We start from the raw sequence: 25,477 nt of genomic DNA on the forward strand, positions 1-25,477 counted from the left end.
TCGCCTTCCCCGAGGAAGTCCGCAAAATCATCTATACTACGAATGCTATAGAGGCACTGAACTCAAAGCTTCGCCGGGCTGTCCGCGCCCGCGGCCATTTCCCGAGCGACGACGCGGCGATGAAGCTGCTCTTCCTCGTCTTGAACCGGGCCGAGAAGGAGTGGAAGATGCCACCCCGTGAATGGGCGATGGCCAAGGCTCAGTTCGTCATCCTCTACGGCGACCGCTTCACGCAGGCCATGGCCTGACAATGTTCAACCGCCCGCCCGCACACGGAATTCCCGACACTGCCGGCTTCTCGACAAAGCCGGGATCAGAGACGGCTGACGCCTGGATCTCTCTGCTTTCGGCGTTTCGAGCTCCGCCGGAGGACGCCCAAGCCGACCAACAGGACGATCGAGCCGATCGGCCAGGACCACTGGCTGAGGTGTTCGATCAAAAGCGACTCGAACCGCAACGCCATCCAGAAGAAGACACCGACGTAGACGAACGCCACACACGCGTTGATCGCCGCGAACCGGCCGAACCCAATCCGCAGATAGCCGCTGGCGAGGAAGATGGGGGGCAGCAGCCAGGGGACCAGGCGCGCCGTCAGGGAGGCGTAGAAGGTGCTTCCCGTGAGATATTCCCGGCCGGACGCGATGTTGCGGTCCCCGACGAACCGGCGAATTCGGCGCGAGCGCGCCGCGAGGACGCCAAGGCCGTAGAGGAACCAGTCGCTGACGACGACACCGGCGTAAAGGGTCCCGAGCGTCAGCTCCGGCGACAGTTCGCCCGCTGCGACCAGCCCTGCGCCGGCCACGAGCGCCGCTTCCTCGAGCACGAACGGCCCGAGAAACAGCACCATCAGCTGCAGCGCCGGGTGACCGGCGCACTCTGCGAGATATTGGGTGATCGTATTCGTCAAGCGGAGCAGCCCCTCGTATCAGGGCAGCAGTGATACCCCTTGCACGCCGATTGGTGGAGACTGCGGCTTTCACCCATGCGATCAGGCGCTCGCTTCCCTTTGCACTCTTGCGAGCGTCGACCAGGTCGCCGCGACCGTGGCGAGGGCGCCGATGGCGACGAAGCCGAGAAGAAGCGCGAAAGGATAGGACAGCGCGTCCGGCGGCGGGTCGAAGATGCCGGAGAGGAGCTTCACCAGCATCTCTGCCGCCACGACGCCGATCGCTGCGCCCGCGATCGCGCCGGGGACGAGAACGAGAAGCGCCTCGCTCCAGAGGAAGCCGCCGATGTCGCGCGCCGTCGCGCCGAGGGCGGCGAGGATCTCGGCCGTGCGCCGACGCTCGGCGAAGCCGAGGAACAGCATCAGGCCGGTGGCGCCGGACAGGAGCACGACCGCGAAGGCCAGTTCGATGGCGGTCAGCCGGCTGAGGTCCACAGCGCTGACCGAACGATGGTTCTGGTCCGAAAGGTCATGTGATCTCCTGATGCTTCTTGAGGTGGATTCGCTCAGCGACGTCCTCCAGCCCGAGACCTGCGTAAGCCAGTTCCATGAGGTCTCGGCAGAAGGTGGCGAAGTCGTTCAACCGATGCAGGCGGAAGATCGAGGCGGCGGCGACGCCGAGCAGCGCCGCGGCGAGAATGTCGGTCGGGAAGTGTATTCCGAGCGCGACCCGCGCCGCTCCGACCGCCAGCGCGGCCAGCGCGACCGCCGAACCGCTCCATCGCCTTTCGCCGATGAGGAGCGCGGCCGCGACCGCGCTCATGACGGCGACGTGGTCGCTGGGAAACGAGCTGTCGAGGACGTGTCCCGTCACGTTCGGTGCGAGGCCGAGCGCAAACGGCCGGGGGACGTAGAAGAGGAAGGAGAGCATGCCGGACACGCTCAGCGCGACGCCGGCCGAAAGGGCCGCGGTGACCGCCGCCTGTCGCGCGCTCCCCTCGCCGCGGATCCAGAGCCAGACGAGCGTCGCCGGAACGACGAAGATGACCCAGCTGGCCGTCGCCTCGGACAGGTCCAGGAGCCAGGGATGCGCCGCAAGCGTCGGCCCTGCGGCCGTGACGGCAAGATGGTCGAAGCTGATCGTGGACAAGGCTTGCACCTCCTTCGCTGCGCAAGATGGCAAGCGGAAGTGGGGAGAGCTTTGCCGACTCTATACGGATCGGTAATTAGGCCGCCGGGGCCTTGGAATTCGGCGGTGGCCGCAGACCCGCAGCCTCGCACGATCCCTCCGCATCGGCCGGTGCCGAACCGGCCGGAGCGCCCCGCGGCACCGGCGCCCCGACCATCGCACGAGCAAGGCCTTCCGGCCGCCGACTGAAAGCGGAGTGAAAGCTAGCCCCGCTATGCTCCGACCCAGCCGACTGCACGGCCGGGGCGAGGAGACCCGGACCCGCAATCGGTTTGGGAGGAGTTATCTTGATGCTGATCTGGCAATTCTTGCCGGCCGGTCTCGCGACGGCCGCTTGCGCGGTGGCGCGCCGATGAGTGCGCGCAGCGAGGGTCTCGGCGGCGTCGAGCTTTCCAACGTCACCAAGCGCTTCGTCTCGCCGACGGGCGCCGCGATGACCGCGATCCGCAACGTCGATCTGACGGTGGAGCCCGGCCAGTTCTGCGCCATCGTCGGCCCGACCGGCTGCGGCAAGTCGACCACGCTGACGCTCGCCGCAGGGCTGGAGCGGCCGACCGCCGGCACCGTGCGCGTGTCCGGGCAGCCCGTGGACGGCATCACCCGGAACGTCAGCTTCATGTTCCAGACGGACGCCCTCCTGCCCTGGAAGCCGGTGCTCGACAACGTGGCGCTCGGTCCGATGTTCAAGGGCACTCCGCGCCGGGAAGCCCATGCCCGGGCGATGGACTGGCTGCGCACGGTGGGCCTTTCCGGCTTCGAGCACCATTACCCGCACCAGCTGTCCGGCGGCATGCGCAAGCGCGTCAGCCTCGCGGCCGCGCTGATCAACGAGCCGTCGGTGCTGTTGATGGACGAGCCCTTCTCGGCGCTCGACGTCCAGACCCGCGCGATCATGTCGAACGAGCTCCTGACGCTGTGGGACCGCCGGCGACCGTCGGTGATGTTCGTCACCCACGATCTGGAAGAGGCGATCGGGCTCGCCGACAAGGTGGTGGTGATCACCGCCGGCCCCGGAACGGTCAAGGCTGTCTTCGACATCGACCTGCCGCGCCCGCGCGGCGCGGTGCAGGACATCCGCTTCGATCCACGGTTCCTCGAACTCTACCGGCAGATCTGGGCGGCGCTGCGCGAGGAGGTGGACGAAGCCTATTCCCGCTCGGCGACCGCCGCCAAGGCGCAAGGGGCCCGCGCATGAGCGTCGCGACCATGGACATCCCGCACGAGGCTGCGTCCGACGAGGCGAGCCTGGCGCAGCAGGCACGGCAGCGGGCACGCCGGCACCGTCAGCTGGTGCTCCTCGGACAGCTGGCGATCCTCCTCGTCATCGTCGCCGGCTGGCAGATCGCGGCGGTGACCGGCTTCATCGATCCGTTCTTCTTCGGCTCGCCCTGGGGAATCTGCGTGCGTCTCTGGGACTGGGCGCTGAACGGCACCGCCTACGGCTCCTTCTGGCTGCAGATCTGGGTGACGCTGGAAGAGTCGATCCTCGGCTTCGTCGTCGGCGTCGTCAGCGGCATCGTCTTCGGCGTGCTGCTCGGCGAGATCCGCTACCTCGCCGAGGTGATCGGGCCCTACATCAAGATCGTCAACGCGCTGCCGCGCATCGTGCTCGGCTCGATCTTCGTGATGTGGCTCGGCCTCGGCCTCCCCTCGAAGGTGCTCCTGGCCGCGGTGCTGGTGTTCTTCGTCGTGTTCTTCAACGCCTTCCAGGGCGTGCGCAGCGTCGACCGCAACCTGATCTCCAACGCCCGCATCCTCGGTGCGTCGCGGCTGCAGGTGGTGCGCCACGTGGTGTTCCCCTCGGCGATGACCTGGATCATCGCGAGCCTGCACGTCGCCCTCGGCTTCTCGATCATCGGCGCGATCGTCGGCGAGTTCCTCGGCTCGCAGCGCGGGCTCGGCCTCGTGATCGCGACCGCCCAGAACACCTTCGACGCCAACGGCGTCTTCGGCGCCATGCTGGTCATCGGCGGGCTCGCACTCAGCGCGGAATGGCTGATGGCCAAGCTCGAGAAGCGGCTTCTCGCCTGGCAGCCCGGCAACAGCCGCGACAGCGCCATCCAGGGGACCTGACCGGCGCGAAAGCGCAGGCCGGCAGATCCCCATGACAGAAATCCAGACGACTGGATGATCCAACGGAGGAGGAATCGATGAATCTGACGAAGAAGACCGGCCTGACGGCGACCGCACTGGCGCTCGCCCTCGCCCTGCCCGGCGCTGCGGCGCTGTCCGCCCCGGCCGCGGCCGCCGACGCACCGACCGTGACGCTGATGGTCGGCGGCATCGACAAGCAGATCTACCTGCCCTACCAGCTCGCCAAGAGCCTCGGCATGTACAAGAAGTACGGCGTCAACGTCGAGCTCTCGACAGAGCAGAACGGCGGCGTCGGCGCCGAGGACGCGGTGATCTCCGGCCAGGTCGACATGGCGGGCGCCTGGTACAACCACACGATCGAGTTCCAGGAGAAGGGCAAGGACGTCATCGGCATCGTCCAGCTGTCGGTCGCGCCGGGCGAGCGGATCATGTGCGCCAAGGGCACCGACATCAAGTCGCCGAAGGACTGGAAGGGCAAGTCGGTCGGCGTCACCGATCTCGGCTCCGGCACGGATGCGCTGGTCAGCTACGTCTCCGCCCGCGCCGGACTGAAGCCGAACGACTACAGCAAGATCGCGGCGGGTGCCGGCCAGACCATGATCGCGGCCCTGAAGTTCGGCAAGGCCGCCTGCGGCATCACCAGTCAGCCGACGGTCAACGCCATCGAGAAGCTCGGCGTCGGCTATTCCGCCATCGACCTGTCGACGGGCGCAGGCGTCCAGAAGTGGCTCGGCGGCGACTATCCCGCGGCGACCGTGCTGGTGCGCGCCGACTGGGCCGCCAAGCACAAGAAGGAGACGCAAGGCGTCGTCGACGCGCTGGTTGCGACTTTGGAGTGGATGAAGACCCATTCGCCGGCAGACGTCGCCAACGTCATGCCGAAGGACTTCGTCTCGAACCAGCTGACCTCGAAGGAAGAATACGTCGCTGCCCTGATGAAGGACTGGGGCCAGTACAACCTCGACGGGCTGGGCACGATGCCGAAGAGCGGGCCGCAGACGGTCTACGACATCGAGAAGGCGGCGGGGAAGGTCCACAAGAAGGTCGACCTGTCCAAGACCTACACCAACCAGTACGTCGACGCGGCGAAGAAGAAGGAAGGCATCAAGTAGGTCCTTTCGTTCCGTCCGAGGCAGGGGCGCCGCAGTGCCCCTGCCCCAGCGCGAGCGGGTGTAAACTCCGACAGGAGTTCGACAGATTGCATGCTGCACGAGCGGGAGGAGAGCGCGGCAGAATGTCGGTCACGATGCGCAAGTTTCTTCTCCGCGCGGCCCGGCTGCTCGGCTGCATCGCCTTCGTCGCCGCGCCGACGGCCGCGCAGGCCGAGCATGTCGCGCTGATGGTCGGGGGGATCGAGAAGCAGATCTATCTGCCGCTGATCCTCGCCCGTCAGCTGCACTACTTTTCGGACGAGGGACTGGACGTCGAGATCCTCTCGGAGCCTGCCGGAGCCGAGGCGGCCGACGAGATGCTGGCCGGGGCCGCGCAAGGGGTGATCGGCTTCTACGACCACACGATCCAGCTGCAGGCGCTCGGCAAGTACACCGAATCCGTCGTCCAGTTCAGCAAGGTTCCAGGCGAGGTCGAGCTGGTCTCAAGCCGCCACCCGGAGGTGCGCAGGGTGGCGGACCTTCGCGGCCTCAAGCTCGGCGTCAGCGGCCTCGGATCCTCGACTGAATTTCTCACCGAATACCTCCTCACCCGCGCCGGGCTGAAGATGCGCGACGTCACGCCGGTGCCGGTCGGGGCGGGAGACCCGCTGATCGCCGCGCTTCGCAAGGATCACATCCAGGCAGCGATGACGAGCGAGCCGACCGTCTCGCGGCTGCTGGCCACCGGCGAGGCGCGTGTTCTGGTGGATCTGCGCAGCGTGGCCGGAACGCGCGCGGCCCTCGGCGGCCTCTATCCCGCCGCCTGCCTCTACATGGAGAGCGGTGGGGTGGCGGCACATCCCGTCACGGTGCAGAAGCTGGCGAACGCCTTTGTGAGGACCCTGCACTTCATCGCCAGCCACGACAGCAGCACGATCGCGAGCCTCGTGCCGCCCGACTTCTATGCCGACGACCGGGCGACCTATGTCCACGCGCTCGCGGAAGGGAAGGCGATGTTCACCCCCGACGGGCGCATGCCGGCCGGCGGGCCGAAGGACGTCCTCGCCGTCCTGTCGCAGTTCATGGAGAGCGTCGGCCCCGCCTCGATCGACCTGAAGCGGACCTACACCAACGCCTTCGTCGACGCCGCCGGCCGCTGAGCCAGCGGCAGCGACAGCCGCACCGCGAACCCTTTCCCGCACGGGGGATCGATCAGTTCGGCCCATCCCGCGAACATCTCGGCGATCTCCGCAACGATCGCGAGGCCGAGGCCGCTGCCTCCCCCCGCCACATCGTGGCCGCGCTGGAAACGCTGGAAGACGCGCGCACGATCCTGCGGCGCGATCCCCCGCCCCGTATCGCTCACGGTCAGGACGGCCATCTGACCGTTCCGCGCCACAGACACCGTCGCGACGGCTCCGGACCCCGCATGCACGACCGCATTGTCGACGAGGTTCGCCACCGTCTCACGCAGGAGGACGGTGCTCGCGGCGACGATGCATGGCCCATCCGAATTCACCGCCAGTTCCACCCCTGCATCGAGCGCCAGGGGCGCGATCGTGGCGGCCACGTCGCGAGCCAGCGCCGAGAGATCGACCGTTTCGACCGCCAGCTGTGCGCGCTCATGCTCGACCCGGCCGAGGGTCAGGAGCTGGCTGGTCACGCGCGCCATTGCCGTCAGCGTGCCGTCGATCTCGGCGAGGACGGCCGATACCTCCGCCGGATCGCTGCCTCGGCGCGCCAGCGCGACTTGCGTCTTCATCACCGCCAGCGGCGTGCGCAGCTGGTGCGCGGTCGAATCGAGGAAGCGCCGCTGGCGCTGCAGATAGGCGGACAATCGCGTCATATGATCATTGAGCGCCTGCACCAGCGGCCGAACCTCCGACTGCACCGCTGCCGTCGAGAACGGCTCGAACGCGTCGGCAGGTCGGTCCAAAACGGCGCGACGCAGCCGGAGCAGCGGCTGCAGCTCCCAGGTGATCCCGACCCAGATCGCGATCGCGGCCGCCACCACCAGCGCGGCCTGCTCCAGGAAGCCGCTGAGCCAGAGGCTTCGGACCATCGCCTCGCGGGCTTTCAGCGTCTCGCCGACCATCACCACGACCGGTTCGACCCCCGTCGGCGCGATGACCGGCTGGCGCAGCACCACGGCATCCATCGCCTCGTCGCGGAACTGCCGCGGCAGGTAGAGCGCGTCGAAGGAAGCGGGAAGCGGATCAGGCGGGTCGAGACCGGGAAAGCCGGCGATCAGGTCGCCGCCCCTGTCGAAGACGGCGTAGGAGACCTCGTCGTGATTGTCCGTGGAAAACAGCTCCAGCGCCGCGGGCGGCACGACCACCCGGATGGCATCGTCGCGATAGCGCGTCTGCTCAGCGATCATCCGCGCGGACGACAGGAGCTGGCGATGCATGACGAGCGTCGCCTGGCGAAAGGCCGAGGCGAAGGAGAGCCAGAGGCTGACGCCGAGGATCGCGGTGATCGGGACGATCATCCAGACGATCAGGCGGACCCGCAGGCTGCCGGCCGGCCGCGGCCTTGGGTCTCGCCTCACGGCTTGTCCTGCCGCAGGACGTAGCCGATGCCGCGCAGCGTCGCGATCGCGATCCCGGTGTGCTCCAGCTTGCGCCGCAGACGGTGGACGATGACCTCAATGGCGCTGAGGTTCACGTCCTCCTCGTGACCATAGCTGCTCTCGAGCAGCACCTCCTTGCTGACCGCCGCGCCGGCTCGGCGGATCAGCGCCTCAAGGATCACATGCTCGCGCCGCGACAGCTGGAGATCCTCGCCGGCGACGCTGAAGACCAGGCGGTTCTGGTCGAACACCAGCGCGCCGAAGGTCAGCTCCTCGCGCAGCGTCTTGGCGCTTCGGCGCATCAGCGCCCGGATCCGCGCGGTCAGCTCCTCCACCTCGAACGGCTTGGTGAGATAGTCGTCGGCGCCCGCGTCCAGCCCCTCGACGCGTCGAGCGAGCGCCCCTTCGGCGGTCAGCACCAGGATCGGCACCGAGGACCGGCGCGCCCGCAACCGCCGGATCACCTCGATCCCGCTCATGCCCGGCAGCCCCAGGTCGACGATGACGAGATCGTAATTGTCGAGGTCCGCGCCTTCTACGGCGGTCTCTCCGTCCGCTACGCAGTCGACGACGAATTTCTCGCTGCGCAGCAGACGGGCCAGCCAATCCGACAGCGCCCGGTTATCCTCGACCATCAGAAGGCGCATGGGGTTTGCCCTGTCATTCTCAATCGTCCGGCGCCACCGACGCGTCTGCGGACAATGCGGCCGCCACGCGAGGCGGATGCCGTTGCGCCTTCGGCGACAGGCGTTACGCCCGCTCTTCCGCCGCGGGGTGGCGAGCGGCAGGTGGCGGCGGCTGATCGTCAGCCTGCACTGCGGCTGTGCCTAAGTCCAGAATCCGCAAGAAGCCATCCGGCGATGAGGTTAGGAAGAACCGAAGTGCTCCGGGGCAGGACTGATGGCGGGATTCCCGGTCCCCCTTAGGGGCACGCCGGTGTCGAACAATCACTCTCGCGCCGGGGGCGTCCCCCGGCGATCGCCGGGAGACGCTGTATCGATCGAGGAGGCCAGGCTCAGTTGGCGTCTTCACCGGTCTCGCCGGCGTCGGACTGCTCGCCCTCGGCGGCGTCGCCCTTGTCGGAGGAGCCGTTCTCCATCTGCGGGTTCTGGTCGACGGCCCCGGTCGAGGGGTCGACCATGACGGTCTTCACCGAGCCGTCGTTCTGGGCGAGGTCGACCTCCCAGCCCTTGGTGCCGGATTCGTCGGCGAGACCGGCGTCGACGGCATGGCCGCCGGCGGCCTTCTCGGCGGCCTGGACCGCCTGCGTCATCGAGACCTTGGCGTTGGCGGCGGCATTCGCCATCTGCGCCGACTGGCCGGTTCCCGCCGCGCTGGCGGCGCTTCCGGCGGCCGCCAGCATGGCGGTTCCGAGGATCGCGGCAGTGGTGGCATGTCTGAAGTTCATGTCGATTTTCCCTGTTGAAACCGAGACTTATCCCCCGGCTCCCTTCAGATGGACCCGCAAGGTTTCGACAAAGGCTCCGGGAGAATACGGATCGGTATAGCGAGCGGTTGCCGGAGCCGGAGCCTCGGGAGCCCGCCACGGCGGGTCGCCTGCGTGCCGATGCAGATCGACCGGCGCGCCCTTTACAGCCAAGGCGCCCGCCGATGCCCGGCCATCTTTCGGGGCATCGACAGGCGACGACGCAAAACGGCCTGCGCCGGGCGCTTGCGGCGCCCGGCGCAGGTTCCTCGTCTGACGCCCGGACCGTTTGCTCAGCGGCAGACGGGGCTCGACGCGATCGACATGTCGATGGTCCCCATGCCGAGATGCTCGTCGCCCGGCACCAGCCGCCTGTGCGCGCGGCGGAGCGCGCTGCCATTCGGAGAACTGGCGTCGTACCGCTCGACGTTCTCGCAGCGCGGCGGGTTGTTCTGGACTTCGCCGCCCGAGTAACCGTAAGTCGTCGGCGCCGAGCTGAACGTCGTCATTCCCTCACGACCCGCTGCCATCGCCGGCGCGGCCGCCATTCCGAAGACGGCACCAGCCGCGAGGAAGGAAAGAACGGTGCGATTGAACGTATGCATGGTCATATCCTCTTGCTTGGGAGCGGGTGTTCCGCTCGAACCAAGAGATAAGACGAAGACATTGCTGCATCCGGGACGCGCGATTGTGGTTTTGTGAGATTGGGCTGATGGGTTCTCGATCGCCCGGAGGGGATGCGGGCGCACCCGCCGACCCCGTAACCGGATGTTCCGCGGAAAGCTCCTGCGGTCGCGGAAGATCGACCACCGCAAGCACCATGATCGGCTCGTACGGCATGTCATGCCCTCTCCTGTCGAAGGACGCAGCACCACCCGGCGACCGCGCGTCCGGCGGTGCCGATGATGGCGGAGCGCGCATGGCGGCGAGGTTGCGCCGGCTATACGGTTTCGTAATCGCCGGGCGCGCGCGTCGGGGCCTGGCGGATTGGAGGTGCGAAGGTCACGCGCATCCGCAGGCCGGGCGCATTGTCGAGCGCCGTGACCGTTGCGCCATGCAACTCGGCGATCGCCGCGACCAGCGCCAGACCGAGGCCGCTGCCGGGGGTCGTGCGGCTGCGGTCGAGGCGGTACAGCCTTCGGAAGACCTTCTTCCGCTCGGCCTCGGGAATGCCCGGCCCGTCGTCGGCGACGTCGAGAACCGGAGTGCCCTCGTCCGTTCCCAGCCCGAGCGTGATCCGCCCCGGGGCCGGGACGTGGTTGATGGCGTTCTCCAGGAGGTTGGCGATCATCTGGGTCAGCAGGTCGGCATCGCCCTCGACGCGGATGCCCGGCCGGATCTGCGCATCCAGGCGATGACCCTCGTCGGCGGCGACCTCGCCATAGACGTCCACCAGCCGTTCCGCCAGCGCCGACAGATCGACCGGTCCGAAGCGCTCGCGGCGGGCACCGGCCTCGATCTGCGAGATCCTCAGAAGCGCGTTGAAGGTGGCGATGATCGCATCGGTCTCGGCGACCGCCCCGTCGATCGCCGCTTCCAGCGCAGCCATGCCGCTGGGACGGACCCGCACTGCCTCCAGCCCCTGCCGCAGCCGGGCCAGCGGCGTGCGCAGGTCGTGGGCGATGTCGGTCGAGACCTGCTTCAGGTTCTCCATCAGGCCCTCGATCCGCGCCAGCATTTCGTTGATGTCGGCGGCCAGACGGTCGAGCTCGTCGCGGCGCCCCGAGACCGGCAGCCGGAGGTCGAGCCGGCCGGAGACGATATGCCGGGTCGTCGCGGCGATCGCATCGACCCGGCGCGTCGGACCGATGCTGACGAGATAGCCGCCGACGAGCGCCAGCAGCGTCGTGGCGAGGCCGCCCCACAGGAGCGCCGAGACCATGATTTCCTGCGTCTCGTCGAGAATGTGCGAGTTGCGGCCCGCCATCACCTTCAGCCCGCCCATGACCTCGCCCTGACTGAACAGCCGGACCTCGTGGTCGGAGTTCTGCGCCGCGGCCTGCTTCAGGTCGGGGCTGGCGTCGACGATCCGACCAGAGAGCTTCCGATCCGCCCAGCCTTCGATCCAGGCGGCGCGCGGGAGGTCGCCGGACAGCACCGCGTCCTGCGGCCCGATCAGCAGGTAGAATCGGTCGTCGGCGGCATTCTCGGACCGGTCTTGGACGGAATTGCGCAGCGCCACCGCGCCGCCCGTCTGAAATGCCGCGCGGAATGCGTCCAGGTCCTGCGTGACGGAGGAGCGGATGATGCTCTGCATCTCGGCCGTCGCCGCGACATAGGTCGTGCCCATGATGACCAGGACCGAGACGACGAACAGCACCGCATAGACGGCGGCGAGGCGGAACGACGTCGAACGCAGATGCTCAGGCAGGCGCATTGAGGACGTAGCCCGAGCCGCGGATGGTGCGGATCATCTCGGCCGCGAACGGCCGGTCGACCTTCGCCCTGAGCCGGCTGACATGGGTCTCGACGACATTGGTCTTCGGGTCGAAGTGGAAGTCCCACACGCGTTCGAGCAGCATCGTGCGGGTCAGCACCCGGCCGCGATTGCGCATCATGTATTCGAGCAGGCGGAATTCGCGGGGCTGCAGGTCGAGCGCGGTGCCCTCCCGCGTCACCGTCCGGGCAATGAGGTTCATCTCGAGCTCGCCGACCTTCAACACCGTCTCCTCGCGCCGGCTCGGCGCGCGCCGGCCGAGCGCATTGACGCGGGCGAGCAGTTCGGAGAAGGCGAAGGGCTTCACCAGATAATCGTCGGCGCCGGCTTCCAGCCCCTCCACCCGATCGTCGACGCCGCTGACCGAGGTGAGAAAGAGCACCGGCGTGTCCTTGCGGGACGAGCGCAGCGCCCGGACCAGCGACAGCCCGTCGAGGCCCGGCAGCATCCGGTCGACCACCATCACGTCGTATTCCCGCGTGCAGGCCAGTTCCAGCCCGGTCGGGCCGCTGGCAGCGGTGTCGAGGTCATGCCCCTCCTGCCCGAGACCGCCCGCGACATACTCGGCCATCGCCGCATCGTCTTCGATCAGAAGGATCTTCATCTTGCCGAGCCCTCCCGCCGCTCCGCCGGCAGGTCCCTTCGCGGCGCATGAACCGGGCCCGTCTGCGCTGCGGCGGCATGACGTGTTCCAGAAGGAAGAATTCGCGCGATCGGATCGGACGGCTGCATGGGCGATTTCCGCTTGCGTCGGTGAACCCTTACCGGTCCCCACTAGCGAGACCTGCTCACAGGCTCATGGCCCCGGCTATACCATTTCGTATAGTTCGTATCATCTCGGCCTGCGCGGGGCGCCGGGACCGGCCGAACTGCCTCATTCCGCTGCGTTCCCGGCGGCAGTTTAGAAGCGTTTTAAACGGGTTGAAAGAAGTTGACGGGGCCGCTCCGGTTTGTCATCGAAGGGCATCGCAAAGCGCGGCCGGGCCGCCTTTCCCGATCAGAGTTCTTTCCATGTCCATCGCAGCCTGCCCTCCTCTCCTCGGCTCGGAAGCGCTTCCGGGCGAAGAGGCCCTGCCGTCGTCCGCCATACCGCTCGGCTCCGCGCCCCGGGGCTATCGCGGCAGGATCACCGGCATTGTCGGCGGAGCGCATCTGTCCGACCTGTCGGAAGACGAGCTGGAGCTGCGTCTCCTCGAATTCGGGATGACCGAAGGGGCGGTGGTCGAAATTCTCCACGAGGGAGCTTTCGGGCGCGACCCGATCGCCGTGCGGGTGGGCGGCATGACCATCGCCCTGCGCCGGCGTGAGGCGATGACGGTCCTCGTGACTGCTTGTTGATCCGATGGATGCTTTGAATCTGGACCCAGCGCCCGTCTTCGCTCTCGTCGGCACGCCGAACAGCGGCAAGACGGCGATGTTCAACGCGCTGACCGGCAGCCGGCAGAAGGTGGCGAACTATCCGGGCGTCACCGTCGAGCGCAAGAGCGGGCCTCTGCGCCTTCCGTCCGGCGCCGTCGGACGGGTCGTCGACCTGCCGGGCACCTATTCCCTGCGGGCCCGAAGCCCGGACGAGGAGGTGACGCGGGATGCCGTTCTCGGCCGCTTGGCCGGCGAGGCGCGGCCGGACTTCCTGATCTGCGTCGCCGACGCGACGAACCTGCGCCTGGCGCTGCGCCTGGTGATCGAGCTGAAGACCACCGGCCGGCCGCTGATGCTGGTGTTGAACATGATCGACATCGCAAGGCGGCGCGGCATCGAGATCGATGTCGAGCGCCTCGCGGCCGAACTCGGCATCGCCGTCATGACCGCCGCCGCCGCCCGCCGGGTCGGCATCGCGGAGCTGACCGATGCGCTCGATGACTGGCGCAAGGCGGCGCCCGAGGGGAGCACGCCGTCCTGGCAGGCGCCGAAGGTGCGGGACGTGCGCGCGGCGCAGCGCGAGGCGGATCGCCTGATCGCGCTCGCGGTGACGAAGCCCGCACCGCCGGACACGCTGACGGCGCGCCTCGACGCGGTGCTGCTGCATCCCGTCGCCGGCCTCCTCTGCCTGCTCGCCCTGCTCTTCGTCATGTTCCAGGCCGTGTTCACCTGGGCGCAGCCGGCGATGGACCTCCTCGCCGCCGCTTTCGACCTGATCGGGACAGTCCTGGCGCAGATCCTGCCGGCCGGCTTCCTCCTCAGCTTCCTGCAGGACGGCGTCATTGCGGGGGTGGGCAGCGTCATCGTCTTCCTGCCGCAGATCCTCATCCTCTTCCTGTTCATCCTGCTGCTCGAGGATTCCGGCTACATGGCGCGGGCGGCCTTCCTGATGGACCGCATCATGGGCGGCGCAGGCCTGCACGGGCGCGCCTTCATCCCGCTCCTGTCGAGCTTTGCCTGCGCCATCCCCGGCATCATGGCGACGCGCGTCATCGACAATCCGAAGGACCGGCTGACGACGATCCTCGTCGCGCCGCTGATGACCTGCTCGGCGCGCATCCCGGTCTACACGCTGATCATCTCGGCCTTCATCCCGCACCGCCAGGTCTTCGGCTTCGCCAGCCTGCAGGGCGTGGTGATGTTCGGGCTCTATGCCGCCGGCATCCTCTCCGCGCTCGGCGTCTCCTTCCTCGCCAAGCTGTTCTTCTGGCGCGAGAACCCGACGCCGATCTTCATGCTGGAGCTGCCGGACTACAAGCTGCCGCGGCTGCGCAGCGTCGGAATCGGCCTTTTCACCCGCGCAAAGATCTTCCTGAAGCGCGCCGGGACGACGATCTTCTCGATGATGGTGCTGATCTGGTTCCTCGCTTCCTTCCCGGCCCCGCCGGCCGGCGCGACGGGGCCGGCGATCGGCTACAGCTTCGCCGCGATGATCGGCCATGCGCTGGAACACGTCCTGTGGCCGATCGGCTTCAACTGGCAGATGAGCGTCGCGCTGGTGCCGGGCATGGCCGCCCGCGAGGTCGCCGTTGCCTCGCTCGGCACCGTCTATTCGATCGAGGGCGGCAAGGCCGCGGCGGCCGAGATCGGACAGGCTCTCGCCCATCAATGGAGCCTCGCCACCGCCCTTTCCTTCCTCGTCTGGTACATTTTCGCGCCGCAATGCGCCTCGACGCTCGCGGTCATCCGGCGCGAAACTGGCAGCTCGAAGTGGATGGCGGTCAGCTTCGCCTACATGATCGTGCTCGCCTATAGCGCCTCCTTTGTCACCTACAACGCCGCCGTCGCCCTCGGCGCAGGCGGCTGACCTTTCCCGCCGCGGCGGCTCCTGGGGGGCGCCGGCCCGAGCGCGCACGGGAGAGCCGACGGGCTGACGATCAGGCCCGGCCGGATCCCTTCCCGCCAGCAACCGAACTAGCGCACGCTCGCTCCGCTCCGTGGCGTTAGGGCATGCTCCGGCTTCACGGGCTGGGCTGCAGTCTCGGCTCCTTCGTCGCCTTGCTGGGTCGGTCGCTGGGGCGGCCGCACCGCGATCCTGCGCCGGGGAAAAGACGTGCTCCTGACCAGGCACGACCTCGACGGAGACGACTTCTTCTTCTCCCGCTTCGATGGCCGGGTGGTGCGAATCGGACGGATGCCGCCGATGGCGCAGAACTCTCATCGCCCTGTCCGCCGAAGCACGGCTCGAGGACCGCTTCTCACCCGCGCGACTTGACGGCGCGGATCGCGTAACGGTGCTGGACCTGGCGGGCGAGGCCCTTCGCGAGCGGCATGGCCCGGGCCTGTGCCCGGTGAATCGGCCCGAGCCGGCGGTCGATCGCGACGCTGGCGAAACCGGCTTGGGCGAGCATCCGTGCGACCTCTCCGGCGCGGGCTCCATCCTTGAAATGCACCCGCGACAGGATGCTGCGGTGCCGCTCGACGAGATCGTCCGGAAGAACGGGACCGGGGGCGTTGCCCCCGCGCGGCTGCACGAACCGCTCGAGCCTTGCGATCAGCCGCTCCAGCGGGCTCTGCCCGACGAAATCGCCGTCGATCACGAGAAGCGTCCCACCGGGCTTCAGCACCCGCAGCCACTCCGAAAACGCCGCAGCCGGGTCTACCAGCGTCCAGACGAGGTGGCGCGTGACAACGACGTCGAAGCTGGCATCCAGCTCCATGATGCGCTCGGCATCGCCCAGCCGGAAGGTGATCCGCCGTCCACGCGAAGCGGCCTTCGCCGCCGCCCGCTCCAGCATCGCCTCCGACCAGTCGAGCCCGGTGACGTCATAGCCGAGATCGTCGAGAAGGTGGGAGACGACGCCCGTGCCGCTCGCAAGGTCGAGCGCGCGGCGGCCCGTGGCTTCTCCGAGATGCCTGGAGAACAGCGCATGCCAGGCGCCGCGCTCGCGCTCGGAGAAGATTTCGTGCCCTGGAAAATCGTCGAAGCTCGCCGCCCGCTCCGACCAGAAGTCCCGGATCTCGTCCCGCAACCCGTAATTCGCGCCTGCCGACATCGTGTCTCGTTCCACTCTCCGTCACCTTCGAAAGCCTCTAGAAGATAAATCTTGACTCTCCAAGTCATAAATTTGAAGAACGCCGCATCGATCATCCGAGGGGACACCGATCATGCGACTCTTCCGACGCTTTGCGGCCATCACTCTTGCGATGGCGGTCACGGCACTTGCGGTCTGGCCCGGCTTTGCCGCGACCACCACGGTCACGGACGTGACGGGCCGCACGGTGGAGGTGAAGACGCCCGTCGAGCGGGTTATTCTCGGAGAGGGCCGGCAGATCTATTTCGTCGCCGCGCTGGATCGCGAGGCGCCATTCCACCGCATCGTCGGCTGGCGAGACGATCTCGCCAAGGCCGATCCCGAGACCTATTCGGCCTATCTCGAGAAATATCCCGCGATCGGGAAGCTGCCGACCTTCGGTGGCATGAAGGACGGCACCTTCGACGTCGAGCAGGCCGTGGCGCTGAAGCCGGATGTGATCCTGATGAACCTCGACGCCAAGACGGCGACCGAGGAGGCCGGCTACATCGAGACGCTCAAGAAGGTCGGAATACCGCTGGTCTATGTCGATTTCCGCGAGAAGCCGATGGTGAACACCGAGCCGTCGATGCGGCTGATCGGCAAGCTGTTCGGCAAGGAGAAGGTCGCCGAGGACTTCATCGCCTTCCGCAGGCAGAGCATTTCGGCCGTGACCGATGTGCTCAAGCGCGAGAATCCGCAGCGCCCGCTGGTCTTCATGGAGCGCGCCGGCGGCTATTCCGACGACTGCTGCATGTCCTTCGGCGACGAAAACTTCGGCAAGATGGTCGAGATCGCCGGCGGCATCAACATGGCCAAGGACATCATCCCGGGCACGTTCGGCACGGTAAACCCCGAGCAGATCATCGCTTCGAATCCCGATCAGGTGATCGTCACGGGCGGCAACTGGGAGGGCTATGTGCCCGGCGGTGCCTGGGTCGGAGTCGGCTACGGCGCGGACGAGGCGCTCGCCCGAAAGAAGCTCGAGGCGCTGACGAAGCGTCCCGCCTTCACCGGCATCAAGGCGGTGAAGACCGGCGAGGTGCATGCGATCTGGCACCAGTTCTACAACAATCCCTACCAGTTCGTGGCGATCCAGCAGATCGCCAAGTGGCTTCACCCCGACCTCTTCCGCGACCTCGACCCCGACGCGACCTTCCGGGAGCTCTACGCCCGCTTCCTGCCGCTCGACTACAAGCCGGGATACTTCGTCTCCCTCGCGAGGGGCGAATGAGCGTCGTCGCGGCGCCTGCAGGCGTTCTCGCAGGACGGGAGCGCTATCGCGCTCTCGCCCTCCGGCGCATCGTGCTTCTGTCCGCGCTCGCTGCCGCGCTGTTCGCCAGCGTCTGCGCCGACATGGCGCTCGGCCCGGCCAACTACACCATCGCCGAAATCTTCGAGTCGCTGTTCCGCTCCGAGCATGTCAGCGACCAGCTCCGGGTCGTGGTCTGGGACATCCGCATGCCGATCGCGCTGATGGCGGTGACGGTGGGCGCCTCGCTCTCGGTCGCGGGGGCGCAGATGCAGACGATCCTCGCCAACCCGCTGGCGAGCCCCTTCACCCTCGGCATCTCCGCCGCGGCCTCCTTCGGCGCGGCTCTGGCGCTCGTCGCCGGCACCGCGCTGGTGCCGCTCGCCGTCGGCTACATGGTGCCGATCAACGCCTTCGTCATGGCGATGGTGGCCGCCCTGTTCATCCATTTCGCCTCGACCATGCGCGGCGTCACGGTGGAAACGATCGTGCTGCTCGGCATTGCCCTCGTCTTCACCTTCAACGCCCTCTTGTCCCTCCTCGAATATCTCGCCTCCGAGCAGGCGCTTGCAGCAGTGGTGTTCTGGACGATGGGCAGCCTCACCAAGGCGACCTGGCCGAAGGTGTTCGTCACCGCGGCGGTGCTCGCCGGCACCCTGCCCTTGTTTGCGCGGCAGGCCTGGGCGCTGACGGCGCTGCGGCTGGGCGAGGACAAGGCGGCCAGCTTCGGCGTCAATGTCCGGCGGCTGCGGCTGCAGACCATGCTGACGATCAGCCTGCTCGCCGCGATCCCGGTGTCCTTCGTCGGAACCATCGGCTTCGTCGGGCTGGTCGGGCCGCACATGGCGCGCATGCTGGTCGGCGAGGACCAGCGGTTCTTCCTGCCCGCCTCGGTGCTGTGCGGCGCGCTGCTCCTGTCGGTGACCTCGGTCGTCTCGAAGACGATCCTGCCTGGGGCGATCCTGCCGATCGGCGTCATCACCGCGCTCGTGGGCGTGCCCTTCTTCTTCGTCCTGATCTTCGGCAGCCGGAGGCGCGCATGGTAGCGGTGGCCCTTGCCGATCTCGGCGCCTCTTACGGCAAGCGCACGATCCTCTCCGGCATCGCCACCGATTTCCTTCACGGCGGCACGCTGACTGCGGTGATCGGGCCGAATGCCGCCGGCAAGTCGACCCTGTTCAAGCGGATCGCCGGGCTGCTGGCAGGCCCTGGCACCGTGCATCTCTCCGGCGCGACCAACGGCAAGGACCCGATCCGCTACATGCCGCAGGACACCGGTGGAAACGCGGTGCTGACCGTCTATGAGTCGGTGCTCCTTGCGGCCAAGCAAGGCTCGGGCTGGCGGGTCGGCGACGACGAACTGAACGGGATCGACGAGATCCTGCGGGCGCTCGACATCCAGACGCTGGCCTTCCGCGAACTCGGCGAACTATCCGGCGGTCAGCGCCAGCTGGTCGCCATCGCGCAGGCGCTGGTCCGCAGGCCCGAGGTGCTGCTCATGGACGAGCCGACCTCGGCGCTCGATCTCTATCGCCAGATCGAGGTCCTGGCCTTCATGCAACGGCGCGCCGCCACCTCGGGCATGGCCGTGCTGATCGCGCTGCACGACCTGAACCACGCGCTGCGCTACTGCGACCAGACGATCGTCATCGCAGACGGCCGGATGCGGGCCGCCGGGCCGACGTCCGAGGTGATCACGCCTGCGATGCTGCGCGACGTCTACCGGGTCGAGGCGAGGGTCGAGCGCTGCTCGCGCGGGCGCCCCGTGCTGATTGTCGACAGCCCCGCCGCGTGAGCGCCGACGGTAGCCGTCGCCGGAGACGTCGACATGGCTGCTTTTGACGGGAGCCTCAGAGGACAGAGGCCTCCGGGCGCTCGACCTTCCCGGGCAAGGGGAACGATGCCGAGATGAAAAAGCGCGTCCAGCGCATGCCCGGCGTGACCAAGGAAGCCGGCCTGATCAAGCAGCCCTCCCAAGCCGCGTCTCCGACGCACATTTCCGAGCGGCTGCTCATCCGAGGCACATAAGCAGCCGTGTCGCGACGTATGCGCCCGCCATCAGCCACAGGACGACGATAACGGCCGCGCCCAAGGCGCTTCTGGGACGATCGACCCTTCGCGCCGCCTCGACCCGGAATTCGGCCATCAGGTCAGCGGGATCAGCCAGACGACGAAGGCGATCCCCAGCGGGACGATCAGGAGATCGTCGAGATAGCCGAGGATCGGGATGAAGTCCGAAATGAGGTCGACCGGGCTCAGCGCATAGGCGGCGACCGAGCCCGCAAGCGCCTTCACATACCACGGCGTGCGCGGCTCGCGCGCGGCGATCCAGATCGCGACGACCTCCCCTTCAGCCGCCTCGCCCAGGTCTTCATCAATTCCGCCGAGATGCGCACGCGCCTTCTCTGACATCCATGGCCGGACCCGGCAATGTCGGCGCCAGGCACCGGAGTCATCTCGGGCATCGGCACCCCGCCCCGCTGGGCGCTGGCGGAGGCGGCGGGCCTGGCATTCGAGAACGGTATCGCCACCGACGCGCAGCTGACAACGTCCGGTCCGGACATCTTCGCCGCCGGACACTGCTGCTCCTTTCCGCTCGCCGCACACAGCGGACCGCGTGTCACGAACAAGCTGAATGCCCAAAGCTATGAATTTGCGGAAGCTGCCAGATGAAGCTCCGCCCTGAGCCCCGCGGGCCGTCGCCGCGAAAGCGTCAGGCGGCCGCCGAGCTTTTCGGCGCAGACCTCGACGATCGCGAGGCCGAGGCCGCTTCCGACCGGCGTCCGGTTGCTGCCGCGAAAGAAGCGGCTCGTCGCGCGCGCAATTTCTGCATCCGGCATGCCGGGTCCCTCGTCCTCGACGGCAATGCCGCCCTCGGTCCGCACGAGGTTGACCGTTCCGCCCGGGGGCGAATGGCTGACCGCGTTCTCGACGAGATTGCGCAGGGCGAGCCCCAGAAGGGTTTCGTTGCTGAAGACCGAGACGCCGGCGAGCGAGGGATCGACGAAGAACGTCCCGCCCTTCGCCCGCAGCCGCGCCTCCTGCCCGCAAACCGCTTCCTTCGCGACGCTGGCAAGATCCAGCGGCCTGAGGCCGGCCGCTGGCGCCGCTTCCGCTTCCGCCATGGCGAGGAGCTGCCGCACCAGTTGCGCCGTCCGCTCCACCGCCGTCACGATCTGGGTGAGCGCCAGCATCCGCGTCTCCGCCCGGTCCGTCCTGAGAGCGATTTCGGCCTGCGTCTTCAGGCCGCTCAGCGGCGTGCGCAGTTCGTGGGCCGCATAGGACAGGAAATCGCGCTCGCGCTCGCGCGCTTCCGCGACCCGCCCGAACAGGCCATTGAGAGCCGCGACCACCGGCCGGATCTCCGACGCGGTCCCTGCCTGCGGCAGAGCATGGAGATCGTCGGCGTCCCGGTGCTCCAGGCCCGCAGCCAGTTGCGACAGCGGCTTCAGGCCGCGTCCGACGCCGAACCAGAGGAGGCCTGCCAGCGACGGCAGGATCAGCGTCATCGGCAGTGCCAGCCCCTTCACCATATCGCGCACCAAGCGGGCCCGGATGTCGAGATTGTCGCCGACGAGGACCTGGACGCCGCGCTTCTCGTCGCGGATCGCATAGACGCGCCAGGTGGAGCCGTTGATGCGGCGCTCGGCGAAGCCGTCGGCATGATCCGACAGGCGCTCCGCCGGCGCCCCGTCGGACTTGCCGATCAACGTGCCGGTCAGCGACCAGATCTGGCAGGAGAGCTGGCGCTCATAGGGATTGTGCCTGACGTCCGGCATGATGCCGGGGTCGAGCGAGGCGACGGCGGTGTCGATCTCCTGGCTGTCGATCAGCGACGACACCATGCGCGCCGCCTCCATCAGCCGCGCGTCGAGCACGTGCTCCACCTCGGCCCGCGTGCTGAGATAGACCCAGGCGGTCGCCGAGAGCCAGACGAGGCCGGTCGCGGCGATGAGGATGAGGAACAGGCGCGCCCGCATCGATCGCATGCAGCTCATGTCCTCCGCAGGCGATAGCCGACGCCGCGCACGGTCTCGATGAAGCGGCTGCCGAACTTGCTGCGCAGATGATGGACGTGCACCTCGACGGCGTTGCTCTCGACGCCCTCCTGGAAACCGTAGAGCCGCTCCTCCAGCTGGGCCCGCGACAGGATGGCCCCCGGATGCTCCATCAGCGCGTGGAGGATGGTGAACTCCCGGCGCGACAGAGCGACAGGGTCGCCGCCGCGCACCGCCTCCATTCGGGCGGGGTCGAGGCTGACGCCGGCAAACTCCAGATGCGCCGTCAGCCGCCCGGCACCGCGGCGAACCAGAGCCCGAAGTCGCGCCGCCAGCTCGTCCAGGTCGAACGGCTTGCCGAGATGGTCGTCGGCGCCGCCATCCAGCCCCTGGATGCGGTCGGCGACCCTGTCGAGCGCAGTCAGCATCAGGACCGGGGTCGCGTCGCCGCGCCGGCGCATCGTCCGCAGGAGGTCGTGGCCGCTGCCGTCCGGCAGCATGACGTCGAGCGCGACGGCGGAGAAGCCTCCGGCCAGCAGCGCCGCGTCGGCCTCCGCCGCACAGACGGCAAGGTCAGGGGTAAAGCCGTTCATCGCCAGCCCGACCTTCAGCCCGTCCCCGAGAATTGCATCGTCTTCGACGATCAGGATGCGCATCGCCCGCCTGCCTCACCTCTTCCTTGCCGGGTCCGCCCTCGCCCGGCCGGCTTAAGCCTGCCTTAAGGCGGCAAGGCGACCCGGCATCGCAGAACAGCTGTCAGGGGGACCGGAATGTCGCATTTCAGGCGAACGCTCGTCGCGCTCATCCTGTTCGTGCTGCCGAGCGCCGCGAGCGCAAATCCCGGTCTGCCGCCCGACATCGACGAGGCATTCGCGCTCTCGGCAGACCAAACCGCCTCCGGCGGCATCGCCTTCGCCTGGCGGATCGCCGACGGCACATATCTCTACCGCGACCGCATCCAGCTGAAAACCGCCTCCGGCGAGCCGGTCCCGCTGAAGACGCCCGAGGGGGATCCGAAAGACGATCCCTTCTTCGGCCGCCTCGAAGTCTATCATCATTCCGCCACGGCGATCGTCTCCGCCGACGCATTGCGCGCCCTGGCGAAGGGGGCGACGCTGTCGCTGACCTACCAGGGCTGCCAGGACGGCGGCATCTGCTATCGGCCTCGCACGCGAACCGTGGACCCTGCCGACCCTTCCGCGCTGTCGCAGCCGCCGACGGCAGAGGCGGTGCGGGCCGGTCTCGCCCGGCTGTCGAAGCCCGGCGCGACGTCCGGCCCGTGGTCGGAAGCGGCGGCGACGGAAAGGCAGGCCGCACCAGCTTCGAACGCCGGTCCGGCGGAGCGCCCGGCAACGCCGCTGCGCACGGTCAGCAACCTTCCGACGACCGCTTCGGCTTCCAACGCGACGCCCGATGCGGCCGCAGTCACCCTGGATACCTCTCCCGGCCTCGTCGAAGGCCTGCTCGGCGACGGCGGCGGCGCCTGGGTGATCGCGGTCTTCTTCGCGCTCGGCCTCGGCCTCGCCTTCACCCCTTGCGTGCTGCCGATGTACCCGATCCTTGCCGGACAGCTTGCCCGCAGCGGCGAAAAGCTTTCGGCCACGCGCGGCTTCGCCCTCTCTGCAACCTATGTCCTCGCCATGGCCGCGGCCTTTGCGATCGTCGGCTTCGCCGCCGCCTGGTCGGGCCGGAACCTGCAGATGGCGCTGCAGTCGCAAGCCGCGATCATCCTCGTCGCATGCCTGTTCGCCGCCCTGGCCCTCTCGATGTTCGGCCTGTTCGAGCTTCGCCTGCCCGCGGCCTGGACGAACCGGTTCGCCGGAGCGAGGCCGGCAGGCCGCGGCAGCCTCGCCGCCAGCGCCGGGCTCGGCTTCACGTCGGCATTGATCGTCGGCCCCTGCGTCACCGCGCCGCTCGCCGGAGCCCTCCTCTATATCGCCAGGACCGGCGACGTCGCCCTCGGTGCCGGCGCGCTCTTCGCCCTCGGCCTCGGTCAGGGCGTCCCGCTGATCGCCTTCGGCACGGCGGGCGCGCAGGCCCTGCCGAAGCCGGGCCCGTGGATGACCCGGGTCACCCAAGGCTTCGGCTTCGTCTTCCTGGCGCTCGCGATCTGGATGGTCTCGCGCATCTTGCCGGACGCCTTGACGCTCTGCCTCTGGTCGGCGCTGCTGATCGGCGTCGGCGTCTCCATCGGCGCGCTGGACGACCTCTCGTCCGACAGCGGTTCGAGCCGCCGCCTTGCGAAGGCGGCGGGCGTCCTCGCCGTCCTCTATGGCGCGATCCTTGCCGTCGGAGCGGCGGCGGGTGGGAACGATCCGTTGCGCCCGCTGGCCCGGATCGCTTCTGCCAGGGTGATCCGCGAGGGCGCGCCGCAGTTCCGCAAGGTCGCGAGCGCCGCAGGTCTTCGCGCCGGCCTCAGGGGCGCGAACCGACCGTCGCTCGTCTACGTCACCGCCGACTGGTGCGTCTCCTGCGACGTCATCAAGCACGACGTCTTCCCCGATCCTGCGGTGACGGAGCGGATGGCCGGCATGCAGCTTCTCGAGTTGGACGTCAGCGAGGCCGATCCGGCGAAATCGGAATTGATGCGGAACCTCGGCGTCGCGGGGCCGCCGACCATGCTCTTCATCGACCGCAACGGCCACGAGGTCCCCGGCTCTCGGTTGATCGGCGAGATTTCGCCCCGACAGTTCGTCAAGGCGGCCGATCGTGCCGCGCAGGCGGCACCCCCACCTTCGGAACAACAAGAGTAGAGTTTCATGACCTTGAGAATCGCGCTGGCCGCCGGCCTCTTCGCGACGGCTCTTGCCGCCGCCGGCTGTTCGACGACGGAGGGGCCGTCGGTTCAGACCCTCGCCTATCAAAGGCCGCAGCCCCCAAAGCCGGATCCGCGCGTCACGCGCATGTACGGCGCCGAGGAGGATCACGGCTGGCACATTCCCGCCGTCGATCCTGCCAGGATGAAGCCGCGCAATGTCCGCCAGGTCGTCGACTACCGCACGGACCAGCCGCCCGGCACCATCGTCGTCGATCCGCACGCCAGGTTTCTCTACCTCGTGATGCAGGGCGGCAAGGCGATGCGCTACGGCGTCGGGGTCGGCAAGGCGGGAATGGAGTTCACCGGCACCGGCACGATCGCCCGCAAGGCCGACTGGCCGCACTGGACGCCGACGCCCGACATGATCGCGCGCGAACCGGAGAAATACGGCGGCGAGCTGCGCCACGGCATGGACGGCGGCATCCAGAACCCGCTCGGGGCCCGTGCACTCTACCTCTACAAGAACGGCCGAGACACGCTTTTCCGCATCCACGGCACCAACCAGGAATGGTCGATCGGCCATGCCGTCTCGTCCGGCTGCATCCGGATGCTGAACCAGGACGTCATCGATTTGAGCCGCCGCGTCCCGACCGGGACCAAGGTCGTGGTCGTCGGCATGGACCGATCCCCCGCAGGCACCAACAACGGAGAACCGACATCATGACAATTCACCGCAGGACCTTCCTCGCGGCGGCGCTGGCCGGCAGCGCCACGCTCGCGGCTGGGCGAAGCTTTGCAGCCGCGCCGGACCCGATGTCGAAGCAGGCGGTGCTCTACGATCCGCAAGCGCCGGTGCTGGGCAACCCCGAGGGGGACGTGACGGTCGTCGAGTGGTTCGACTACCAGTGCCCCTATTGCAAGAAAGCCTATCCGGACGTCATGAAGATCGTCGCCGACGACGGCAACATCCGGCTGGTGATGAAGGACTGGCCGATCTTCGGCCCGCCCTCCGAATATGCCGCGCATCTGACGCTGGCCGCCGGCAAGTACCGCCAGCAAGCGCTCGACGCGCTGATGCGGACGCCGGGCCGGCTGACCGACGCGGAAATCGACGCCACGCTGAAGGCGGCCGGCTTCGACATCGCGGCGTTGAAGACGGCATACCAGCACGACAAGGCGCGCGTCGACGGCATTCTCGCCCGCAACAAGACCCAGGCCGAGGGCTTCGGCTTCTTCGGAACGCCCGCCTACATCGTCGGCACCGTCGTCTTTCCGGGCGTCCCCGAGATGGCGGATTTCAAGCAGGCGATCGCCGAGGCCCGCGCCAAGAAAAGCCGCTGA

General features: G+C 68.1%; 25 protein-coding genes and 2 pseudogenes. 14 read left to right on the plus strand and 13 right to left on the minus strand.

The features are described from left to right. Positions 1-248: transposase (locus AB5S17_RS12365; RefSeq protein WP_369239754.1), on the plus strand; the 248-nt coding region annotated here is incomplete at its 5' end. Between the two features lie 65 nt (positions 249-313). Here the strand turns inward: AB5S17_RS12365 and AB5S17_RS12370 are convergent. The 3 genes from AB5S17_RS12370 to AB5S17_RS12380 all read right to left on the minus strand — a co-directional run bounded on the left by AB5S17_RS12370 (position 314) and on the right by AB5S17_RS12380 (position 2,036). Next, on the minus strand, positions 314-847 hold the full coding sequence (locus tag AB5S17_RS12370) for a hypothetical protein (protein ID WP_369239756.1): 534 nt from the start codon (positions 845-847) through the stop codon (positions 314-316). A gap of 141 nt (positions 848-988) precedes the next feature. Further along, positions 989-1,381 carry an FtsX-like permease family protein gene (locus AB5S17_RS12375; RefSeq protein ID WP_369239758.1) on the minus strand — a complete coding sequence of 131 codons (393 nt, stop codon included), beginning with the start codon at positions 1,379-1,381 and terminating at the stop codon, positions 989-991. A gap of 34 nt (positions 1,382-1,415) precedes the next feature. Beyond that, the gene (locus AB5S17_RS12380; RefSeq protein WP_369239760.1) at positions 1,416-2,036 is read right to left on the minus strand and encodes a phosphatase PAP2 family protein; all 621 of its coding nucleotides are present in this window, start codon (positions 2,034-2,036) and stop codon (positions 1,416-1,418) included. 391 nt (positions 2,037-2,427) lie between these two features. On the opposite strand from AB5S17_RS12380, the gene AB5S17_RS12385 reads away from it, so the two are divergent. The 4 genes from AB5S17_RS12385 (at position 2,428) to AB5S17_RS12400 (ending at position 6,420) form a co-directional block, all read left to right on the plus strand. Continuing rightward, positions 2,428-3,270 (plus strand): ABC transporter ATP-binding protein, encoded by an 843-nt coding sequence (locus AB5S17_RS12385; RefSeq protein ID WP_369239762.1) that lies wholly within the window; start codon positions 2,428-2,430, stop codon positions 3,268-3,270. Next, positions 3,267-4,148 carry an ABC transporter permease gene (locus tag AB5S17_RS12390; protein WP_369239764.1) on the plus strand — a complete coding sequence of 294 codons (882 nt, stop codon included), beginning with the start codon at positions 3,267-3,269 and terminating at the stop codon, positions 4,146-4,148. Before AB5S17_RS12385 ends, AB5S17_RS12390 begins: the two co-directional genes overlap by 4 nt. A 77-nt stretch (positions 4,149-4,225) precedes the next feature. Continuing rightward, positions 4,226-5,281: an ABC transporter substrate-binding protein gene (locus AB5S17_RS12395; RefSeq protein WP_369239766.1), complete on the plus strand. Its 1,056-nt coding sequence runs from the start codon at positions 4,226-4,228 to the stop codon at positions 5,279-5,281. A 122-nt stretch (positions 5,282-5,403) separates the two neighbouring features. After that, positions 5,404-6,420 carry an ABC transporter substrate-binding protein gene (locus AB5S17_RS12400; RefSeq protein ID WP_369239768.1) on the plus strand — a complete coding sequence of 339 codons (1,017 nt, stop codon included), beginning with the start codon at positions 5,404-5,406 and terminating at the stop codon, positions 6,418-6,420. On the opposite strand, the gene AB5S17_RS12405 is transcribed toward AB5S17_RS12400, so the two are convergent. From AB5S17_RS12405 to AB5S17_RS12430, 6 genes are all read right to left on the minus strand, one after another. Then, positions 6,384-7,811: a sensor histidine kinase gene (locus AB5S17_RS12405; RefSeq protein ID WP_369239770.1), complete on the minus strand. Its 1,428-nt coding sequence runs from the start codon at positions 7,809-7,811 to the stop codon at positions 6,384-6,386. The genes AB5S17_RS12400 and AB5S17_RS12405 overlap by 37 nt on opposite strands. Further along, a complete protein-coding gene (locus AB5S17_RS12410; protein WP_369239772.1) occupies positions 7,808-8,479 on the minus strand; it encodes a response regulator in 672 nt (223 codons plus the stop codon). The genes AB5S17_RS12405 and AB5S17_RS12410 overlap by 4 nt, the downstream gene beginning before the upstream one ends. Before the next feature lie 368 nt (positions 8,480-8,847). Beyond that, positions 8,848-9,240: a PepSY domain-containing protein gene (locus AB5S17_RS12415; protein WP_369239774.1), complete on the minus strand. Its 393-nt coding sequence runs from the start codon at positions 9,238-9,240 to the stop codon at positions 8,848-8,850. Positions 9,241-9,551: 311 nt separating this feature from the next. Next, positions 9,552-9,869 carry a hypothetical protein gene (locus AB5S17_RS12420; protein ID WP_369239776.1) on the minus strand — a complete coding sequence of 106 codons (318 nt, stop codon included), beginning with the start codon at positions 9,867-9,869 and terminating at the stop codon, positions 9,552-9,554. A gap of 329 nt (positions 9,870-10,198) precedes the next feature. Continuing rightward, entirely contained in the window at positions 10,199-11,635 is a 1,437-nt protein-coding gene (locus AB5S17_RS12425; protein ID WP_369239778.1) for an ATP-binding protein, read from the minus strand. Then, the gene (locus AB5S17_RS12430) at positions 11,622-12,299 is read right to left on the minus strand and encodes a response regulator transcription factor (RefSeq protein WP_369239780.1); all 678 of its coding nucleotides are present in this window, start codon (positions 12,297-12,299) and stop codon (positions 11,622-11,624) included. The genes AB5S17_RS12425 and AB5S17_RS12430 overlap by 14 nt, the downstream gene beginning before the upstream one ends. A 407-nt stretch (positions 12,300-12,706) precedes the next feature. Between AB5S17_RS12430 and AB5S17_RS12435 the strand changes: the two genes are divergently transcribed. Then, positions 12,707-13,033 (plus strand): ferrous iron transport protein A, encoded by a 327-nt coding sequence (locus tag AB5S17_RS12435; protein ID WP_369239782.1) that lies wholly within the window; start codon positions 12,707-12,709, stop codon positions 13,031-13,033. A gap of 4 nt (positions 13,034-13,037) precedes the next feature. Beyond that, positions 13,038-14,921, plus strand: coding sequence for a ferrous iron transporter B (locus tag AB5S17_RS12440; RefSeq protein WP_369239784.1), 1,884 nt, complete (start codon positions 13,038-13,040; stop codon positions 14,919-14,921). A 391-nt stretch (positions 14,922-15,312) separates the two neighbouring features. Here the strand turns inward: AB5S17_RS12440 and AB5S17_RS12445 are convergent, their stop codons facing one another. After that, positions 15,313-16,110 (minus strand): class I SAM-dependent methyltransferase, encoded by a 798-nt coding sequence (locus tag AB5S17_RS12445; protein WP_369239786.1) that lies wholly within the window; start codon positions 16,108-16,110, stop codon positions 15,313-15,315. Between the two features lie 112 nt (positions 16,111-16,222). Here AB5S17_RS12445 and AB5S17_RS12450 point away from each other — a divergent pair, with 112 nt between their 5' ends. From AB5S17_RS12450 to AB5S17_RS12460, 3 genes are read left to right on the plus strand one after another with little or no spacing between them, the layout of a single operon-like run. Further along, on the plus strand, positions 16,223-17,362 hold the full coding sequence (locus AB5S17_RS12450) for an ABC transporter substrate-binding protein (protein WP_369239788.1): 1,140 nt from the start codon (positions 16,223-16,225) through the stop codon (positions 17,360-17,362). After that, positions 17,359-18,426: a FecCD family ABC transporter permease gene (locus AB5S17_RS12455; RefSeq protein ID WP_369239790.1), complete on the plus strand. Its 1,068-nt coding sequence runs from the start codon at positions 17,359-17,361 to the stop codon at positions 18,424-18,426. Before AB5S17_RS12450 ends, AB5S17_RS12455 begins: the two co-directional genes overlap by 4 nt. Then, entirely contained in the window at positions 18,420-19,175 is a 756-nt protein-coding gene (locus tag AB5S17_RS12460; RefSeq protein ID WP_369239792.1) for an ABC transporter ATP-binding protein, read from the plus strand. The genes AB5S17_RS12455 and AB5S17_RS12460 overlap by 7 nt, the downstream gene beginning before the upstream one ends. A gap of 216 nt (positions 19,176-19,391) precedes the next feature. Here AB5S17_RS12460 and AB5S17_RS12465 read toward each other — a convergent pair. Further along, positions 19,392-19,755 (minus strand): annotated as a pseudogene (locus AB5S17_RS12465) (YkvA family protein). Positions 19,756-19,831: 76 nt separating this feature from the next. Between AB5S17_RS12465 and AB5S17_RS12470 the strand changes: the two are divergent. After that, a pseudogene (locus tag AB5S17_RS12470) lies at positions 19,832-20,002 on the plus strand (FAD-dependent oxidoreductase); the annotation flags it as partial. Between the two features lie 23 nt (positions 20,003-20,025). On the opposite strand, the gene AB5S17_RS12475 reads toward AB5S17_RS12470, so the two are convergent. Then, positions 20,026-21,369, minus strand: coding sequence for an ATP-binding protein (locus AB5S17_RS12475; protein WP_369239794.1), 1,344 nt, complete (start codon positions 21,367-21,369; stop codon positions 20,026-20,028). 5 nt (positions 21,370-21,374) lie between these two features. Further along, positions 21,375-22,034: a winged helix-turn-helix domain-containing protein gene (locus AB5S17_RS12480; protein ID WP_369239796.1), complete on the minus strand. Its 660-nt coding sequence runs from the start codon at positions 22,032-22,034 to the stop codon at positions 21,375-21,377. 114 nt (positions 22,035-22,148) lie between these two features. Between AB5S17_RS12480 and dsbD the strand changes: the two genes are divergently transcribed. From dsbD to AB5S17_RS12495, 3 genes are read left to right on the plus strand one after another with little or no spacing between them, the layout of a single operon-like run. Continuing rightward, positions 22,149-24,131, plus strand: coding sequence for a protein-disulfide reductase DsbD (dsbD, locus tag AB5S17_RS12485; RefSeq protein ID WP_369239798.1), 1,983 nt, complete (start codon positions 22,149-22,151; stop codon positions 24,129-24,131). A gap of 6 nt (positions 24,132-24,137) precedes the next feature. Next, entirely contained in the window at positions 24,138-24,860 is a 723-nt protein-coding gene (locus AB5S17_RS12490; RefSeq protein WP_369239800.1) for a L,D-transpeptidase, read from the plus strand. Continuing rightward, entirely contained in the window at positions 24,857-25,477 is a 621-nt protein-coding gene (locus AB5S17_RS12495) for a DsbA family protein (protein WP_369239802.1), read from the plus strand. The genes AB5S17_RS12490 and AB5S17_RS12495 overlap by 4 nt, the downstream gene beginning before the upstream one ends.

Source organism: Jiella sp. M17.18, assembly GCF_041027365.1.
In the GTDB taxonomy this organism is placed as follows: Bacteria; Pseudomonadota; Alphaproteobacteria; order Rhizobiales; family Rhizobiaceae; genus VKMB-3413.